Source organism: Saccharopolyspora sp. NPDC002686 (assembly GCF_040295745.1).
Taxonomy (GTDB): Bacteria; Actinomycetota; Actinomycetes; order Mycobacteriales; family Pseudonocardiaceae; genus Saccharopolyspora; species Saccharopolyspora oryzae.
Genome location: NZ_JBEOVY010000169.1, coordinates 1 through 16,096, shown reverse-complemented (window position 1 = coordinate 16,096; position 16,096 = coordinate 1). Strand labels below are relative to the sequence as shown.

Annotated in this window: 16 protein-coding genes; 8 read left to right on the top strand and 8 right to left on the bottom strand. The window is 70.1% G+C overall.

Annotated elements, in window-relative coordinates:
• Window positions 1-84: 84 nt before the first annotated feature.
• Genes ABTZ89_RS21855 through ABTZ89_RS21840 form a run of 4 tightly spaced genes read right to left on the bottom strand, consistent with a single transcriptional unit; the run spans window position 85 to window position 4,667 of the window.
• Window positions 85-1,107 carry a zinc-dependent alcohol dehydrogenase gene (locus ABTZ89_RS21855; protein WP_351047562.1) on the bottom strand — a complete coding sequence of 341 codons (1,023 nt, stop codon included), beginning with the start codon at window positions 1,105-1,107 and terminating at the stop codon, window positions 85-87.
• A complete protein-coding gene (locus ABTZ89_RS21850; RefSeq protein ID WP_351047559.1) occupies window positions 1,107-2,114 on the bottom strand; it encodes a substrate-binding domain-containing protein in 1,008 nt (335 codons plus the stop codon). The genes ABTZ89_RS21855 and ABTZ89_RS21850 overlap by 1 nt, the downstream gene beginning before the upstream one ends.
• 19 nt (window positions 2,115-2,133) lie before the next feature.
• Window positions 2,134-3,135: an ABC transporter permease gene (locus ABTZ89_RS21845; protein WP_270951951.1), complete on the bottom strand. Its 1,002-nt coding sequence runs from the start codon at window positions 3,133-3,135 to the stop codon at window positions 2,134-2,136.
• Entirely contained in the window at window positions 3,132-4,667 is a 1,536-nt protein-coding gene (locus ABTZ89_RS21840) for a sugar ABC transporter ATP-binding protein (RefSeq protein ID WP_270951950.1), read from the bottom strand. Before ABTZ89_RS21840 ends, ABTZ89_RS21845 begins: the two co-directional genes overlap by 4 nt.
• 218 nt (window positions 4,668-4,885) lie before the next feature.
• Here ABTZ89_RS21840 and ABTZ89_RS21835 point away from each other — a divergent pair, with 218 nt between their 5' ends.
• The 3 genes from ABTZ89_RS21835 (at window position 4,886) to ABTZ89_RS21825 (ending at window position 8,007) form a co-directional block, all read left to right on the top strand.
• Window positions 4,886-5,617 carry an SDR family NAD(P)-dependent oxidoreductase gene (locus tag ABTZ89_RS21835; protein ID WP_270951949.1) on the top strand — a complete coding sequence of 244 codons (732 nt, stop codon included), beginning with the start codon at window positions 4,886-4,888 and terminating at the stop codon, window positions 5,615-5,617.
• Between the two features lie 23 nt (window positions 5,618-5,640).
• Window positions 5,641-7,128 (top strand): xylulokinase, encoded by a 1,488-nt coding sequence (xylB, locus tag ABTZ89_RS21830; protein WP_351047554.1) that lies wholly within the window; start codon window positions 5,641-5,643, stop codon window positions 7,126-7,128.
• 141 nt (window positions 7,129-7,269) lie between these two features.
• Window positions 7,270-8,007 (top strand): class I SAM-dependent methyltransferase, encoded by a 738-nt coding sequence (locus ABTZ89_RS21825; RefSeq protein WP_351047552.1) that lies wholly within the window; start codon window positions 7,270-7,272, stop codon window positions 8,005-8,007.
• 10 nt (window positions 8,008-8,017) lie between these two features.
• Here ABTZ89_RS21825 and ABTZ89_RS21820 read toward each other — a convergent pair whose 3' ends face one another.
• The 4 genes from ABTZ89_RS21820 to ABTZ89_RS21805 all read right to left on the bottom strand — a co-directional run bounded on the left by ABTZ89_RS21820 (window position 8,018) and on the right by ABTZ89_RS21805 (window position 11,178).
• Window positions 8,018-9,094, bottom strand: coding sequence for a threonine aldolase family protein (locus tag ABTZ89_RS21820; RefSeq protein ID WP_351047549.1), 1,077 nt, complete (start codon window positions 9,092-9,094; stop codon window positions 8,018-8,020).
• A gap of 39 nt (window positions 9,095-9,133) precedes the next feature.
• Window positions 9,134-9,493 carry a DoxX family protein gene (locus ABTZ89_RS21815; RefSeq protein ID WP_351047546.1) on the bottom strand — a complete coding sequence of 120 codons (360 nt, stop codon included), beginning with the start codon at window positions 9,491-9,493 and terminating at the stop codon, window positions 9,134-9,136.
• Window positions 9,490-10,047 carry a TetR/AcrR family transcriptional regulator gene (locus ABTZ89_RS21810; protein WP_351047543.1) on the bottom strand — a complete coding sequence of 186 codons (558 nt, stop codon included), beginning with the start codon at window positions 10,045-10,047 and terminating at the stop codon, window positions 9,490-9,492. The genes ABTZ89_RS21815 and ABTZ89_RS21810 overlap by 4 nt, the downstream gene beginning before the upstream one ends.
• A gap of 90 nt (window positions 10,048-10,137) precedes the next feature.
• Window positions 10,138-11,178: a C40 family peptidase gene (locus tag ABTZ89_RS21805; RefSeq protein ID WP_351047541.1), complete on the bottom strand. Its 1,041-nt coding sequence runs from the start codon at window positions 11,176-11,178 to the stop codon at window positions 10,138-10,140.
• A 382-nt stretch (window positions 11,179-11,560) separates the two neighbouring features.
• On the opposite strand from ABTZ89_RS21805, the gene ABTZ89_RS21800 reads away from it, so the two are divergent.
• The 5 genes from ABTZ89_RS21800 to ABTZ89_RS21780 form a co-directional block, all read left to right on the top strand.
• On the top strand, window positions 11,561-11,920 hold the full coding sequence (locus ABTZ89_RS21800; protein ID WP_270951942.1) for a BlaI/MecI/CopY family transcriptional regulator: 360 nt from the start codon (window positions 11,561-11,563) through the stop codon (window positions 11,918-11,920).
• Window positions 11,917-12,885 (top strand): M56 family metallopeptidase, encoded by a 969-nt coding sequence (locus ABTZ89_RS21795; protein WP_351047537.1) that lies wholly within the window; start codon window positions 11,917-11,919, stop codon window positions 12,883-12,885. Before ABTZ89_RS21800 ends, ABTZ89_RS21795 begins: the two co-directional genes overlap by 4 nt.
• A gap of 217 nt (window positions 12,886-13,102) precedes the next feature.
• Complete coding sequence (locus tag ABTZ89_RS21790; protein WP_351047534.1) at window positions 13,103-13,486, top strand: hypothetical protein; 384 nt, start codon at window positions 13,103-13,105, stop codon at window positions 13,484-13,486.
• 117 nt (window positions 13,487-13,603) lie between these two features.
• Complete coding sequence (locus tag ABTZ89_RS21785; protein ID WP_502949578.1) at window positions 13,604-14,752, top strand: PLP-dependent cysteine synthase family protein; 1,149 nt, start codon at window positions 13,604-13,606, stop codon at window positions 14,750-14,752.
• Window positions 14,749-16,096 (top strand): MDR family MFS transporter (locus ABTZ89_RS21780; RefSeq protein WP_502949577.1); only part of this gene is annotated, 1,348 nt, incomplete at its 3' end. The genes ABTZ89_RS21785 and ABTZ89_RS21780, both read left to right, overlap by 4 nt.

The window sequence follows — 16,096 nt, the reverse complement described above, 5'->3', positions numbered from 1 at the left end:
GGCGGGCACAGTCGTCCCCGCCGCCGCGTTCGCGGGGGAACGCGCGGTTTTCGACGTCCCCGCAAGGGGATCTGGGTAGTCCTGCTACACCGGAAGCTCCCCGGAAACCTGGACCAGCACCTTCACCTGGCCAGGGTCTTGGGCCGCGGCGAAAGCCTCCGCGGCCCGGTCGAGCGGGAAGATCGCGCTGACCAGCTCGTCGACGGGCACGCGGGACACCAGGCGCAGCGCGGCCTCGACGTCCTCGCGCACGTACATCAGGCTGCCCAGGACGGTGATCTCGCGGTCCTGCACGAGGTGCAGCGGCACCGCCACCGGCCCGGCCGGGACGCCGACGACGACGAACGTGCCGCCCTTCAGCAGCAGTTCGATCCCCTGCCGCACGGTCGGTTCGGTCGCGACGCAGTCGAAGACCACGTCCACTCCCCCGGCGATCTCGTCCGCGCGGTCCGGCGGCAGGGCGAGATCCGCCCCCAGCCGCAGCGCGCGGTCGCGCTTGTCGGGCATCGGATCGGTCACCGCGATCTCGGCCGCACCGGCCGCGCGGGCGGCGGCCACGACGAGCAACCCGATCGGCCCGGCACCGAGCACGACGACCCGGCTCCCGTCGCGCACACCTGCCCGGCGCACCGCGTGCACCGGCGTGGCGAGCGGTTCGACGAGCGCGGCGGCGAGGTCTCCCACGTCGTCGGGCAGCACGTGCAGCCGGTCGGCGGCGACGGTGAACAGGTCGCTCATCGCACCGTCGGTCTGGCAGCCGAACACCGCGAGCTCGGCGCAGATGTTGTAGCGCCCCTCCGCGCAGCGGCGGCACCGTCCACAAGCGAGCCCCGGTTCGAGCACGACGCGATCACCGGGACGGCACGTGCTCACCCCGGATCCGACCGCCTCGACGACGCCGACGGCCTCGTGCCCCGGCGCGTACGGCAGGTCGATGAACGGGTGCTCGCCCGCGACCGCGTGGGTGTCGCTGCCGCAGATCCCCACCAGCACCGGGCGGACCAGGACCTCGCCGTGGCCGGGCTCCGGGCGCGGCGTGCGTTCCAGCCGGACCTCACCGCTCGGGTGCACCCGGACCCGGCGCACGGTTTCCCTCGTCGACCCCATCAGAAGATGCTCTCCGGGTTGTAGAACTCCTTGACGTTCTCGCAGCCGATGCCCGCGGCACGCGTGTTGGTGTCCTTCGGCAGGGTCTTCGGGTCCTTCTCACCGGTGGCGATGCCCAGCGCGGTGTCGAACGCGGCGTGCGCGGCGAGGTCCGGCGAGTTCAGCCCGGTCGAGACGTACTGGCTGTCGCAGCCCTTGGCGATCTCGGCCAGCGCCTCCTTCTGGCCGTCGGCCGACGCGGCGACCAGCACGTTGGTGTTGCCCTGGTTGCGCAGCACCTGCAAGGCGCCGAGCGCCATCGAGTCGTTCAGGCCGAGCATCACGCCGATGCCGGGGTTGGCGGCCAGCATCGACTCGGTCGCCGGGACCGCTTCCTCCTGCGTGTAGTTGCCGCTGGCCGAGGCGACGACCTGCGGAGTGACGCCGCCCTCCTTGAGCCCGTCGAGGAAGCCGTTCTGCCGTGCCGGGCCGACGATCTCGTCGTTGGGCCCGCCGTTGAGCACGCCGACCTGCACTGTCTTGCCGCCGCCGAGCCGCTTCGCGGTGAGCTGGCCGGACAGGCGGCCGATCTCGTGGTTGTCCGACTGGATCGACGTCACGCCCACGCCCGGGATGCCGGTGTCGACGAACAGCAGCGGCACCTGGCTGGCGACCTGGGTCAGCTGCGCCCGCTCGGTTTCGGGGCTCTTCGCATCGACCACGATCACGTCGGCGCCCTGCGACAGCATCGTCTGCACCTGGTTGATCTGCGTGACCGGATCGCCGTTGGCGTTCTGGAACAGCAGCTTGAAGCCCTTCTCCTTGGCCTTCTGCTCGGCCACCGCCTGCATCGCCACGTAGAAGGGCGCGTCCATCTGGCGGGCCGCGAAGCCGATGGTGACCTCGTTGGCGGGCTTGGGCTGCGGCCCCGAACCCGAACCGGATCCGACGGTGCCGCACGCGGCCACCGCGAACGTCGTCGCACCGGCGACAGCGGCGGCCAGCAGGCGGGATTTCACTTTGCGCATAGCAGAACTCCGTTGTTCTTCAGTGGTTGCGGGAACGGTTGCGGCCGATGGTGGCGAGACCGATGGCGAGCAGGATCAGCGCGCCGCGGAAGGCGTCCTGCAGGAACGTCGAGACGTTGAGCAGGACGAGTAGGTTCGAGATGACGCCGAAGATCGCGGTACCGATGACGGTGCCGACGACCTTGCCCTGACCGCCGTTGAGCCGGGCGCCGCCGATGACGACGGCCGCGATCGCGTCGAGCTCGAACAGGTTGCCCGCGGTGGGCGTGGCAGCGCCGACGCGGGAGACCAGCAGGAATCCGCCCAGGCCGACGAGCAGCCCGGCGATCACGTAGACGGACACGAGGGTTCCGCGCACCGGGATGCCCGAGGCCTGCGCGGCCTCGACCCGGCTGCCGACCGCGAACACGCGACGCCCGAAGACCGTGCGGCGCAACAGGAACGCGAGCCCGACGGCGACGAGGAGCCAGATGATGCCCAGCACCGGGACACCGGCGACGGTCGCCGTGCCGACGGCGGTGAAGCTCGGCGCGGACGGGGTCAGCGGGCTGCCCTCGGTGTAGGCGTAGACCAGACCCCGCGCCAGCGCGAGCATGCCGAGGGTGACGATGAACGGTTCGAGCCCGCGGAACGCGACCATGAACCCGTTGAGCGCTCCGAGGACCATGCCGACGACGAGCGCCACGCCCAGTCCGACCAGCGTTGACGACCCGCCGAACATCCCCGCCGACAGCACGCAGGCGAGTCCCAGCACCGAGCCGACGCTGATGTCGATCCCGCCGGAGACCACCACCAGGAGCTGGGCGAGCGCGACGATTCCGGTCACCGAGATCTGCAGGACTAGGTTCTGCAGGTTGCGGCTGGTCAGGAACGCGTCGCTGCTCAACGACGCGACCGCGAACAGGACGATCAGGATCAGCAGCGGGTACTGCTGGCGCAGCCAGCCCGCGCCGCGATCGCGCCAGAACGACCGCGGCGGGCTGCTGGCGCCGGTCGCGAGGTTCTCCTCGACGGCGGTCATGCCGCCTCACCTCCCAGGGCAGTGCGGATCAGGTCATCGGTGGTGGCCGTCGCGGTGTCGAACTCGCCGGCCACCTGCCCGTCGCGCAGGACGAGCACGCGGTGGCACAGCATCAGCGCCTCCTCCGCCTCGCTGGTGACGACGAGGACCGCGCGGTTCTCGCGGCACAGGTCGTGGATGATCCGGTAGATGTTGAGCCGGGCACCGACGTCGATGCCCTTGGTCGGTTCGTCGAGCACGACGACCGCGGGGTCCGCCTCGAGCCACTTGGCCAGGCACACCTTCTGCTGGTTGCCGCCGGAGAGCGTGCTGGTCAGCACGTCCGGGCCGCCCTTGACCTGGAACCGCCGGATCAGCTCGGCGACCCGGGTGCGTTCCCGGCGGCGGCGCAGCACGCCCAAGCGCGACGAGCGGCCGAGCGTGGACAGCGTCAGGTTCTCGCCGTTGCTGAAGTCGGCGACGAACCCCTCCCGGCGGCGGTCCTCGGTCAGGTAGACCACGCCGCGGCGCAGCGCCGCGCCCGGCGAGCGGAGCGCCGTCGGTTCACCGTCGATCTCGACCTCGCCGGAGACCGGGCGCTGCTGACCGGACACCGACCGCGCCACCGAGGAACGACCGCTGCCCACGAGTCCGTAGACGCCGACGACCTCGCCCTTGCCGACCTCGAAGGACACGTCCTGGGCGGAACCGGCGTGCAGCCCGCGCACGGAGAGCGCGGGCGGACCGGCGTTCTCGGGGAGCTCGGGCGGCCGGTCGAGCGCGCTGACGGCTTCGCCGATCATGAGCGTGGTGATCCGGCCGGGATCGGTGTCCCGGGTGCGCAGCACGTCGACGAGTTCTCCGTTGCGCAGCACGGCGATCCGGTCCGACAGCGCGAAGACCTCGGGCATCCGGTGCGACACGAACACGACCGCGGTGCCCGCGGCGCGCTCGGCCGCGACCATCTCCTCGATCTCCTTGAAGTGCTCCTCCGACGTCGACGCGGTCGTCTCGTCGAGGATCAGCACCCGGTGCGGTGTGACGGTGGCGCGGCTGAGCGCGAGCATCTGCCGCTGCCCCGGGGCGAGGTGCCGCGCGGGCATCGCCGGGTCGACGTCGCCGAGCCCGACCTCCCGCAGCAGTTCCCGCGTCTCCTGGTCGTCGCCCCGCCGCGCGAGCTGCCACGGCAGGACGTCCCGACCTGCGCGCAGCCGGTACAGCCACACGTTCTCCGCGATCGAGAAGTCGTCGACGACCAGCGGTTCCTGGTGCATCAGCAGGATTCCCGCCCGCTCCGCGTCCGCCGGTCCGACGACCGGGCCGTCGTGGCCCTCGACGCGGATCTCGCCGTCGTCGGGGGCTTCCTGCCCGGCGAGCAGCCGGGCGAACGTCGACTTGCCCGCTCCGTTGGCCCCGCAGACCGCCAGCACCTCGCCCGCGTAGCCGTCCAGGTCGAGGCCTTCCAGAGCTCGGACGCCCGGATACCTCCTGCCGACCCCGCGGGCCGAGAACACGACCCGGGGTGATCCCGGGGGCCGCTCGGCACCACTCATGCGCACCTCCTCGCACTCGCCGCGTTGTAGTGAAACTACACAGATGAGGTCGCTCAGGCTAGCCTCCCGGGCGAATTCTCGAGACGGACGTCACTCTTTTGGCCCAATGAACGATCGCGGAGAGTCAGATAACCTAGCGAAACTACAAAATGGCGGTGTGGCCTTCCGTTCTCACGGACGTTCGCGGCCGTCGCCGCCGCCGTCCCGGAGAGGGAGAGATGACCGAGCGATTCACCGGCCGCCGCATCGCCGTCACAGGCGCCGCAGGAGGGATCGGCAGCGCGCTGTGCCAGTCGTTGCTCGAGCAGGGCGCCCGCGTCCACGGACTCGACCGCGACGGCCTCGACGCACTTCCGGCAGGTGTCGAGCCGAATCAGGTGGACCTGCGCTCCGAGGACTCCGTGGCCGGTGTCGTGCGCGAGCTCTACGCGCAGGACCCGACTCCGGTCGACCTCGTGACCTGCGCCGGCATCGTCGAGGACGACGTGGCCGCCGAGGACATGCCGATGGACCTCTACGACGCCGTGATGGGCGTCAACCTGCGCGGCGTCTTCCTGACCTGCCGGGAGTTCGGGCGCGAACTGCTCGCCCGCGGTGGCGGCGCGATCGTCAACGTGGCCTCCATGTCGGGCAACGCGATCGTCAACCACCCGCAGAAGCAGTCGGTCTACAACACGAGCAAAGCCGGAGTGAGCGCGCTGACCCGCTCGCTCGCCGTCGAGTGGGGCCCGCGCGGGGTGCGCGTGAACGCGGTGTCCCCCGGCTACGTCGACACTCCGCTCAACGCGCTCAAAGCGCACATGCACGAGCAGTGGAAGGCCGAGACCGTGCTCGGCAGGTTCGGCGAGCTGCGGGAGATCTCCGCGGCGATCGAGTACCTGCTCAGCGACGACTCCGGGTTCTGCTGCGGTACGGAACTGCTCGTCGACGGCGGGTTCTCGCTGCGCTGATCGACCCCGGGAAAGCGGACAAGATGATCATTTCACACGACCTGGGCACCACCGGCGACAAGGCGACGCTGGTCGACGAGACCGGCCGGGTCCTCGCCGCGGTGACCGAGACCTACGACACCGACTTCGGCCTGCGCGGCAAGGCAGAGCAGGACGCCGACGCGTGGTGGCGCGCGGTGTGCGCGGCGACGCGACGGCTCGTCGACGCGCACCCCGAAGCGCTCGACCAGATCGAAGGCGTCTCGTTCTCCGGCCAGATGATGGGCGCGGTCCTGCTCGACGCCGAGGGGCACCCGGTCCGCCCGGCCATCATCTGGGCCGACACGCGTTCGGTGGCGCAAACCGGTTCGCTCATCGACGAGATCGGCATGGAGCGGGCCTACGCGATCACCGGCCACCGGCTCAACCCCACCTACTCGCTGTCCAAGGTGATGTGGGTGCGCGACAACGAACCCGAAGCCTTCGCCCGCACCAGGCACGTCGTGCTGGCCAAGGACTACGTGGTGCACCGCCTGACCGGCGCCATCGTCACCGACCCGTCGGACGCCAGCAGCACCAACGCCTACGACCAGTCCGCGCAGGACTGGTCCGACGACCTGTTCGCGGCGGCCGGTCTCGACCGGGGCTTGTTCCCGGAGATCGCCCCGTCGACCACCATCGCGGGCACGGTGACCGCCGAAGCGGCCCGCGAAACGGGCCTGCGCGAGGGAACGCCGGTCGTCCTCGGTGGCGGGGACGGTCCGATGGCCGCCCTCGGCGCCGGAGTCCTCGACGCGACCTGCGGCGCCTACGCCTACCTCGGCTCGTCGTCCTGGGTGTCGCTCGCCGCGGACGCACCGCTGCACGACCCGGGCATGCGCACGATGACGTTCAACCACGTCGTCCCAGGCCAGTTCGTGCCCACGGCCACGATGCAGGCCGGCGGCGCCTCGCTGGAGTGGATCGTGTCGACGCTGGCCCCTGGAATCGAGGACCGCTACGCGAACCTCCTCGGCGGCGCCGCGGAGGTCGCCGCGAGCGAGGACGGCCTGTACTTCCTCCCCCACCTCCTCGGCGAGCGGTCGCCGTACTGGAACCCGCGCGCCCGAGCGGTGTTCGCAGGCCTGGCCCGCCACCACGGCCCGGCGCACATGACGCGCGCGGTGCTCGAAGGCGTGGCGTTCAACCTGTACACGGGCCTGCGCGCGTTCACCGAGAACGGCGCGAGCATCGAGCACGTCGACGCCATCGGCGGCGCCGCGAACGCCGGTGTGCTGCTGCGGATCTTCGCCGATGTGTGGGGTGTTCCGGTGCGGCGCAGGGAACTCGTCGACGAGGCGACATCGCTCGGCGCCGCGATCGTGGGCGGTGTCGGCACCGGCATGTTCGACTCGTTCGAGATCGCCCGGAAGTTCGCGGAGAACCGGGCCGAAGAACGACCGGAACCCGAAGCGCACCAGCGCTACGCGCGGGAGTACGACGTGTTCATGGACGCCTACCGCCGCCTGGAGCCGTGGTTCGACACGCTTTGACCGGTGTGCCCGCCCATCACCAAGCCGGCGGGCGGGCACACAGCGCTGCAACGAACTGGCCGCGCTTGACTGCTTCCCGCGCGAAGGCGTCTTTCCCAGAAGTGGCGGCCGGAGCCACCGCTGCCGACTAGGGTCGGGGCAATGACTTCTGGGTGGACGAACGAGACCGCTATTCAGCAGTGGAGCGATTCCGCCGAGCGCGAGGCGTTGGAGGCGACCGCCGCGGACGGGGACTTCGCCAAGCGCTACCTGATCAATCCCGATCAGCTGCGGCTGCTCGGTGATGTGTCCGGCCGACGGGTTCTGGACGCGGGGTGCGGCAACGGCTACTTCAGCCGCATGCTCGCCGCGCGGGGCGCACACGTCGTCGGGGTCGAACCGGCTGGGAGCTTGCTCGCCTTCGCGCGGGAGAAGGAAGGCGAACTGGGCCAGGGCGTCAGCTACGTGCAGGCGGACCTGACCCGGCTTCCCGCTCTCGGCGGCCCTTTCGACGCCGTGGTGTGCAGCATGGTCCTGATGGCGATCCCGGACTGGAAACCCGCGCTGCGCGGCTGCGTCGAATCCCTCCGCCCGGGCGGGCTGCTCGTGTTCTCCGTGGTCCACCCGGCGTTCGAACAGCTCTGGACCTCCTGGCGGGAGCACGGCGAGTACCGCACGAGCAGGTACTTGGAGGAGTACGAGATCCCCGGGCACGCCCCCGACTTCCACCGGCCGATGTCGGCGTACCTCAACGAGCTGGCCGCGCTCGGCTGCCGCCTGCGCGAGGTCGTCGAACCCGGGCTGGACCCGGCGGTCGCCGCTCAGAGCGGTGTTCCCGGGATCGAGGGCTACGTCCGCCTGCCGAACTTCCTCATCGTGTCAGCCGAAACCCCCAGCTGAGCAGTCGATTTCACCTCCCGGCCCAGCCGGCCTGCGCGCGCTCCACCAGTTCCCGCACCAGCTCCACGACTTCCGCCGGGCTGAACTCCATCGCGTTCTCGCCGACCGAGATCTCGAAGGCGCACCGCGATGGGTCCGGTGAGGAACGGACCTTGTAGAACAGCTGCGTGCCGTGCTCGGCGATCATCTGGGCCCCAGCCCGCTCGACCGCGGCCTTCGCGGCAGGCACGTGAACGTGGAACAACGAGGTCTGCGGCGGGTCCGGGAACGCGCGCACGGTCCCATCCGCGTTGAGCTCGGCGGCGATCGCCACCGCGTGATCTCGGAACTCGGCCATCCGCGGCACGAGCCGGTCCAACCCCGCCAAAGCCCCCAGTGCCAGCGGCCATGCATCCGGGATAGCGCCGCCGAGGCGCTTCCGCCACACCGCGGCTTCCGCCATGGTCTCCGCATCACCAACAAGCACCGCATCCCGGACCCCTCCGAGTCCTTTGTAGAGCGATACGTACGCGGTGTCGAAGAGTCCGGCGATCTGCGCGTGGGGGCGGTCGTAGTACGGCTGCGCCTCGAAAATCCGGCCACCGTCGAGGTGCACGGCCGCCCCGCGTGAACGGGCCAGTTCGACCTGCTCGCGCAGCTGCGCCCACTCGGGCAGCAGCCCGCCGAGATCCCGCTGCGGCAACTCCCACACGACGGCGGCCAGCGGTTCACCGATCGCATCCAGATCAGCCGTGGTCATCAGCTGGTTCCGATCACAAGCAGCGTGGAAGCGCAGACCGTGGACGGCGTTGTAGCCCTGCAGCTCCCAGTTGTCGAGGTGCACGTGCGGATGTCCCGCGAAGGTCCACCGCCCCCGACGCTCGGCATGTATCCGCAACGCGACCTGCTGGGCCATCGTTCCAGTCGGGAAGAACAACGCCGCCGGAGCGGCGAACAACTCGGCCATCCGCTCTTCCAGGGTGGCCACCGGTTCTTCCGGCGAGGTTCCGGGACCGACCAGATCGACCCATTGACGCAGCAGGTCGTGCGGCTTGCGCCGCAGCGGGGAGTGCAGGGCCAACGAACGCCGGATCACAGGTACGTCCATGTCACCGGACCCTGCCATTTCCCACTGACAACGCCCTCTCTACACCGCGTAGGAGAAGACCAGGACCGCTGTTGAGAAGGTCAGCATTCCCAGGCAGTTGAGCCAGAACTCCTGCTTCAGGAACTGGGCTCGGATGTGGGCGTAGACCGCGCAGAGGAAGTAGGCGATCACTGCGGCGTTCGTGGCGAAGGCGATGCCCGGGTACTCGAGGCCGACCAGCAGGCCCGCCGTTGCCAGGAGTTTCACCGCGATGAGGATCCACCACCAGTCCCGCGGGAGGTTGACCCCTTCCAGGCAGCGCTGGATGAAGACCGGTGGCTTCAGCGACATCACCGCGTCGCCGAAGAGCACGAGCGCCAGAAGCGCGGTCGGCCACCAGGTGTGGGGTAAGCCGGTCATTGCTGTCCTCCTCCGGTGATCACGAACCCGATCACCTCGCGCAGCTGGTCGATCGCGTCCGATTCCCGGAGGGTTCCGTGCGCGACGGTCATGAGAATGCCGAGGTACGCGAAGTAGACGACGCGCGCACCGCGGCCGGATTCGGCTTCGTCCAGACCTGCACCCGCGAGCGCGCCGGCGATCTCGTCGATCAGGGACTGGGCGAGCCTGCGGAAGATCTCCGACTCGTGCACTCCGCGCACGACGATCGCCGCGTACTCGCGCGAGAGCTCCACGTCGAGCATGAAGTACCGGACGAAGGGCTCGATCAGGGCCACGACGCCGTCGACCGCGGACGTCGGCTCGGCCGTGGCCGGCTCGTCCGCCCTAGCGCGGTGGACCGCGTCGATCCAGATGTCGAAGATCGCGACGAGGAGCGCGTCCTTGTCCCCGACCGACATCACCGTCCCGGAGCTGACCCCGGCCTCGGCCGCGATCTTGCGGACCGTCGTGGCCCCGAACCCCTGGTCGCGGAACAGGCGCTCGGCCGCGGTCAGCACCTTCTGCCGCGTCACCTCGCGCTTCTCCGCACGTGACTGAACATGTTCACTGAACACGTTCAGTACATTAGCGCGGGCACTCCCCCCGCGCAACCACCTACGGGCTCAGCCGGCGATCCGGCGCGCACCGATGTAGTGACCGTCGCCCTCGACCGAGCGCACGTCGACGAGCTGCCCCTCGGTGGGCGCGTCCACGACCTTGCCGCCGCCCACGTACATCGCCACGTGGTGGATGGTCGACGGGTCCCCGGATCCGTCGTCGTAGAAGACGAGGTCGCCGGGCTGCAGCTGGCTCCTCGACACCGGCGTCCCGGCCGTCCACTGCGTCCGGCTGCTCGGCGGGATCGAGATGCCCGCCTGCTTGTAGGCCCACTGGGTCAGGCCCGAGCAGTCGAAGGTCGTCGGCCCCTTCGAGCCCCACTCGTACTCCGAGCCCCGTTTGGACAGAGCCGCCTGCAGCGCGGTGTTCGCCGCGCCCGGCGGGCCGAGGTACGCGCCCGTGTCGACCGGACCCTGCAAGCGCTCCCGGTCCGAATCGCCGAGTTCGCCGAGCGCCTGCCGGACCTCGCCGATGCGCTCGTCGAGATCGTCCTTGCGCCGCTGGACCTCGTCGAGCAGCCGCGCCGCTTCGTCGGTCGCCTGCTGGGCGCGGAGTTCCGACTCTTGAGCCTGCTCGCGGGAGCTGCGCGCCCGCGCGAGCGCCTCGTTGTAACCGGCGAGGACCTTCTCGTTGTTGTCCGCCAGCGCGCCGAGCATGGTTGCCCGCTCGAGGAATTCGTCCGGGCCGTTGCTGGTCAGCGCGGCGGTGAACTCGTCCACCCGAGCGCCGCGGTACGCCGATCCGGCGAGCCGATCGATCTCGCCGCGCAGCTCTTCCTGCTCCCGCAGCGCTCCGTCCTCGATCCGCTTGGCCTGCGCGACCGATTCTTTCGCGCGGTCCAGCTCCGCCTGGTTGGCGTCGTGGGCCATCTCGGCTTCGGCGAGGTCCTCTTCCGCCTTCGCAGCCTCAGCACCGAGCTCCTGGTACTCCTTGACCGGGTCGGATGGCTGCGCGCCTGCGGGCACCGCGAGGGTCCCGGCCACCACGGCGACGGCCGAAGCCGCGAGCGCCACCTCCACGGATCGCTTGAGGCGTTGTAAGCCCACGTCTCGAACTACTCCTCTGCACTTGCCGGGCGCCCGGCAGCGGGCCGATCCCAGCTTGCGAACTAGCCGCCCGAAAGCTACTCGAAAGCCGGAACCTTGTCTACTAGGTGATCTAGTACTAACCGACGAGGTTTATATATTTTCGTTTCCCACCAAGAACTTCACGTCGATCGCGTTGCCAAATATTGCTACTATCTGTCATAGTTGGCCTGTCGTCGGATTCGAAGCTCTGGCGGCCACCAGGCGCGGACCGGCCCTCCCCGCCCTACACCCCCCGGGGGAAGGCCGGTCCGCATCCCGCTCCACCGCAGCCACCCGGACCGGGCGAGGGATCCCGTCGGCCGAACCCGGTATCCTCGACACCGCGAAAGCGGGAGGTGGCATGCAGGGCTTGGGAGAACTCGAAGACGGCGTGATGGACGTGCTGTGGACGTCGGCCACGCCGATGACCGTTCGCGAAGTCCTCGCGAAGCTCAACGAAACGCGCGATCTCGCTTACACGACCGTGATGACGGTCCTGGACAACCTCTACCGCAAGAACTGGGTCGACCGCGAGCTGCAGAACCGCGCGTACCTCTACACGCCCACCGAAACCCGGGAGGAAGCCGCTTCCCGCGTGCTGCGCGAGCTGCTCGACTCCAGCGGTGACCCCGAGGCCGTCCTGCTCCACTTCGCGCAGTCGGCCTCGGACGACGAGACCGCCGCGCTGCGCCGCGGGCTCCGTCGACGGCCCCGGCGATGATCCTCGCCATCGCACTGCTGCTCGGCGTGGCGGTCGTCGCCGGGTGCGCCCCCGCCGTCCTGAACCGGATGCTGCGGCGCCGGGTGGACCCGCAGCTCGTGCTCATGACGTGGGGCGCCCTGATCGCCACCACCTTCGCCACCGTGACGGCAGCGCTGACGATCGCCGTGCTGCCGGCCCACGGGCCCGCACCGCTGCTCGTCGAGCTGCTCCACCACTGCTGGACCGCCCTGCAGCACGGCTCCACCCCGCAGCTCCACCTGGCCGCAGGCCTGCTGCTGCTCACTGCGATCGCGGGCCTGTCGTCCCGGGTGAGCATCGGACTGCTGCGGCATGCCCGGCACCAGCGCCGAGCGCACCGCCGCCAGCTCGAGCTCTTGCACATCGCGGCACGCCGGGAGTCCGGTGCTTTCCCCATCATGTGGCTGCCGCACCCCAAACCGATGGCCTACAGCGTGGCCGGCACGCCGGGGTTCGTGGTCGCCACCGACGGGGTCCGGGACCAGCTCGGCGCCGATGCCGCCGCGGTGCTCGAGCACGAACGCGCCCACCTGCGCGGACGCCACCACCTCCTGGTCGGGCTGGCCGAAGCGCTGTCCCGGTCGGCCCCGTGGCTCCCGCTGATGCGCCGCTCCCCGGAGCTGGTGCGGACCGCCGTCGAGCTGGCCGCCGACCGCTCCGCCGCGCACTTGCACGGCCCCGGCGCAGTGCGCTCGGCACTGCTGCGCATGTCCGACGTCCACGGCGGCGGCCCCGTGCCCGCCGATGCGCTGGGCATGGCCCACAGCGCCGTCGACCTCCGGCTCCACCACTTGAACGGGCTGACGGCGGCACCGGGCAAGACCAAGCGGGCTCTGGCCTCCGGCGTGGTGGGACTGACCGCAGCCACGCTGCCGACGGTCGCCGGAATCGCCCTCGTACCCGTACTGGCGATGGCTTCCTGCCCGTTCGTCCTCGGGGTCTGATCCCGCCGCCTGATCCACTAGCCGATCTAGTACTACCCAACATCCGATCAGCTCACCCGAACGAGCTACTAAGCCAGGTAGTATTGGCGACTCTGCGTGCGGCACATGACGGGTTTCACCCAAAGGCATTGCCGCACAATGACAATTCAGTACACGAAGGAAGACAAGCTCCGGACCGCTGCGGTCCGGCGCGCCGGGCTCGCGTACGATCGTGACCGTGCGCGATCGACTGCCCACCATCCGCATTCTGCGGCTCTCGCTCCTCTGCGTCGTCCTGACGACGCTGGGCGTCGTCTGCGCAGCGCACACCCTGGTCGGAGCGCCCACCGCCTGCGCATCCAGCACCTACTCGCAATCGTGCGGGACCGGCGACGACGAACATCCGGAGTACCCGGACCACGGACCGAGCGACACCCACTGCGTCGCCTCGACGCGGGACGTCACGTCCACTGTGGATACCGGATCGCTCGCGCCGGACGCCGCAGCGGACGGAATCCCGCCCGCGTTCCACCGCACCAGCTCCGCAGTCGTCCGGCCGAGCCCAGCGTTTTCCACGCCAGGACGCGAGATCCTGAGCTTGACGTGCGTCTGGCGAACCTGATCAGTCCTCGCACCCGCTCCTGATCGCAATCGCCGCACTGCTCCCCGGCGGTCGACCTCCGACCGCCCGGGCCAGCGCGCCCGATTCCACCCACCTGCGCGAACCACGAGGAACGTGATGCAAGGACTCCTCCCCCGCACCGGATTCGGCCACCAGCTCGGTGCCCCAGCGGGACCAGCAGCTTCAACTCCGCACAACCACGCCATCGACACCACCGTCGGCAGCACTCCGGTGCTGTGGATCGACCAGCCGTTCAACGGTCCCGGCACCGGGTTCTGGGCCAAGCTCGAAGGGCACAACCCGGGCGGCATGAAGGACCGGCCCGCGCTGCACATGATCGAACGCGCGCGGCAGCGTGGCGAGCTCGAGCCCGGCGGCACGATCGTCGAGTCGACCAGCGGCACGCTGGGCCTTGGACTCGCGCTCGCCGGGATCAACTACGGGCACCCGGTGACGCTTGTGACCGACCCCGGTCTGGAACCGATGATGCACCGGATGCTCCGGGCGTTCGGGGCGCGCGTGGACGTGGTCACCAGCCCCCACCCGAGCGGTGGTTGGCAGCAGGCACGTCGCGACCGGGTCGCCGAGCACATGGCGGCCACCCCGGGATCCTTCTGCCCGGACCAGTACAACAACCCCGACAACGTCGCCGGGTACACGCCGCTGGCGCTGGAACTCGTCGCGCAGCTGCGCAGCATCGACGTCCTCGTGTGCTCGGTGGGCACCGGCGGCCACTCGGCCGGCGTGGCCCGGGTGCTGCGCACCTTCTTCCCCGAGCTGCGGCTCATCGGGGTCGACGCGATCGGATCCACGATCTTCGGCCAGCCCGCGCGGCAGCGGATCATGCGCGGGCTCGGGTCGAGCATCTACCCGCGCAACATCGAGTACTCGGCGTTCGACGAGGTGCACTGGGTCGGGCCCGCCGAGGCGGTCTGGTCGGCGCGGCAGCTGGCCACCACGACCTACGCCAGCGGCGGCTGGAGCGTCGGCGCGGTCGGCCTGGTCGCCGGCTGGGCCGCCCGCGTCGAGGGGCCGAACACCCGCGTCGCCGCGATCTTCCCCGACGGCCCCCAGCGCTACTTCGACACCGTGTACAACGACGAGTACTGCCACCAGCACGACCTGCTGGGATCGGCCCCGCCGGAGAACCCGGACGTGCTGGCCCACCCGCGGGAACGCGAGGTCGACCGCTGGACGCGGTGCGACGACGTGGTCGATCCGGCCGCTCCGGGCTCGGTGGCGGCAGTGGGAGGCGACCCGCGTTGATCCAGACGTTCAAGCAGTTCCGGTCGTTCAACCGGACCGTGCAGCTGCTGGTGATCAACCAGTTCACCATCAACCTGGGCTTCTACATGCTCATCCCCTACTTGGCCGCGCACCTGTCGGACGGCCTGGGGCTGGCGACGTGGATCGTGGGCCTCGTCCTGGGGGTCCGGAACTTCGCGCAGCAGGGCATGTTCCTCATCGGCGGGACGCTCGCGGACCGGCTCGGGTACAAGCCGCTCATCATCGCGGGCTGCCTGTTGCGGACCGGGGGCTTCGCGCTGCTCGGAGTGGTGGATTCCGTACCGGCGCTCCTGCTCGCCTCGGCCGCGACGGGATTCGCCGGTGCGCTGTTCAACCCTGCCGTTCGCGCCTACCTGTCGCAGGAATCCGGAGAGCGGCGGGTGGAAGCGTTCGCGCTGTTCAACATCTTCTACCAGTCGGGAATCCTGCTCGGCCCGCTGGTCGGCATGGCGCTGACCGGCATCGCGTTCCAGGCGACGTGCTTCACCGCCGCGGCGGTCTTCGCCGCGCTGACCGTGCTGCAGGTCCGGGCCCTGCCGCAGCGCAAGGCGGCACGCGAGGCGACCGCTGAGCGCTCGGTCCTCGCGGACTGGCGGACGGTGCTGGCCAACCGGTCCTTCGTGCTGTTCTCCATCGCGATGATCGGCACCTACGTGCTGTCGTTCCAGGTCTACCTGGCGCTGCCCCTGGAGGCCCGACGGCTCGCCGGCGACGGTCTGGCCGGAACCGCGACGGTCGCGTCGCTCTTCGCGGTGTCGGGACTGCTGGCCATCGCCGGGCAGATGCGCATCACCGCCTGGTGCAAGCAGCGCTGGGAACCCGGGGTGTGCCTCGTCGTCGGACTGCTGGTGATGGGCACGGCGTTCATCCCACCGCTGCTCACCGCCGCACTACCGGCCGCGACCGGCAGCATTTCGGTGACGGAGGTCGTGCTGCGGGCCGTTCCGCTGGTCCTGTCCGCCGCGCTGATCGGACTGGCGCAGGTGATCGTCTTCCCGTTCGAGATGGACACCATCGTGAACCTGTCCGAGAACAAGATCGTCGCGACGCACTACGGCCTGTACAACACCGTTTGCGGGGTCGGGATCATGATCGGCAACCTCGCGACCGGGAGCGTGCTCGACCTCGCCCGGTCGGCGGGAATGCCCGCGCTGCCCTGGGTGGCCATGTTCGGCATCGGCCTGCTGTGCGCAGCCGGACTCGCTTCGCTGCAACGTGCTCGGCGGTTTTCACCTTCCGCGCCACGGCATCCGGCGGTTCGCCCCAGGTCAGGTGCACGTCCGCGCGTCGGGCGGCGACCGGTAGCGCGGCGTCGGAGGAGCC

Coding starts and splice junctions, on each gene's coding strand:
- ABTZ89_RS21785 (WP_502949578.1), top strand. CDS start 13,604: ATGCAAGGACTCCTCCCCCGCACCGGATTCGGCCACCAGCTCGGTGCC.
- ABTZ89_RS21820 (WP_351047549.1), bottom strand. CDS start 9,094: ATGGACGTACCTGTGATCCGGCGTTCGTTGGCCCTGCACTCCCCGCTG.
- ABTZ89_RS21845 (WP_270951951.1), bottom strand. CDS start 3,135: ATGACCGCCGTCGAGGAGAACCTCGCGACCGGCGCCAGCAGCCCGCCG.
- ABTZ89_RS21850 (WP_351047559.1), bottom strand. CDS start 2,114: ATGCGCAAAGTGAAATCCCGCCTGCTGGCCGCCGCTGTCGCCGGTGCG.
- ABTZ89_RS21855 (WP_351047562.1), bottom strand. CDS start 1,107: ATGGGGTCGACGAGGGAAACCGTGCGCCGGGTCCGGGTGCACCCGAGC.
- ABTZ89_RS21815 (WP_351047546.1), bottom strand. CDS start 9,493: ATGACCGGCTTACCCCACACCTGGTGGCCGACCGCGCTTCTGGCGCTC.
- ABTZ89_RS21840 (WP_270951950.1), bottom strand. CDS start 4,667: ATGAGTGGTGCCGAGCGGCCCCCGGGATCACCCCGGGTCGTGTTCTCG.
- xylB (WP_351047554.1), top strand. CDS start 5,641: ATGATCATTTCACACGACCTGGGCACCACCGGCGACAAGGCGACGCTG.
- ABTZ89_RS21795 (WP_351047537.1), top strand. CDS start 11,917: ATGATCCTCGCCATCGCACTGCTGCTCGGCGTGGCGGTCGTCGCCGGG.
- ABTZ89_RS21835 (WP_270951949.1), top strand. CDS start 4,886: ATGACCGAGCGATTCACCGGCCGCCGCATCGCCGTCACAGGCGCCGCA.
- ABTZ89_RS21800 (WP_270951942.1), top strand. CDS start 11,561: ATGCAGGGCTTGGGAGAACTCGAAGACGGCGTGATGGACGTGCTGTGG.
- ABTZ89_RS21825 (WP_351047552.1), top strand. CDS start 7,270: ATGACTTCTGGGTGGACGAACGAGACCGCTATTCAGCAGTGGAGCGAT.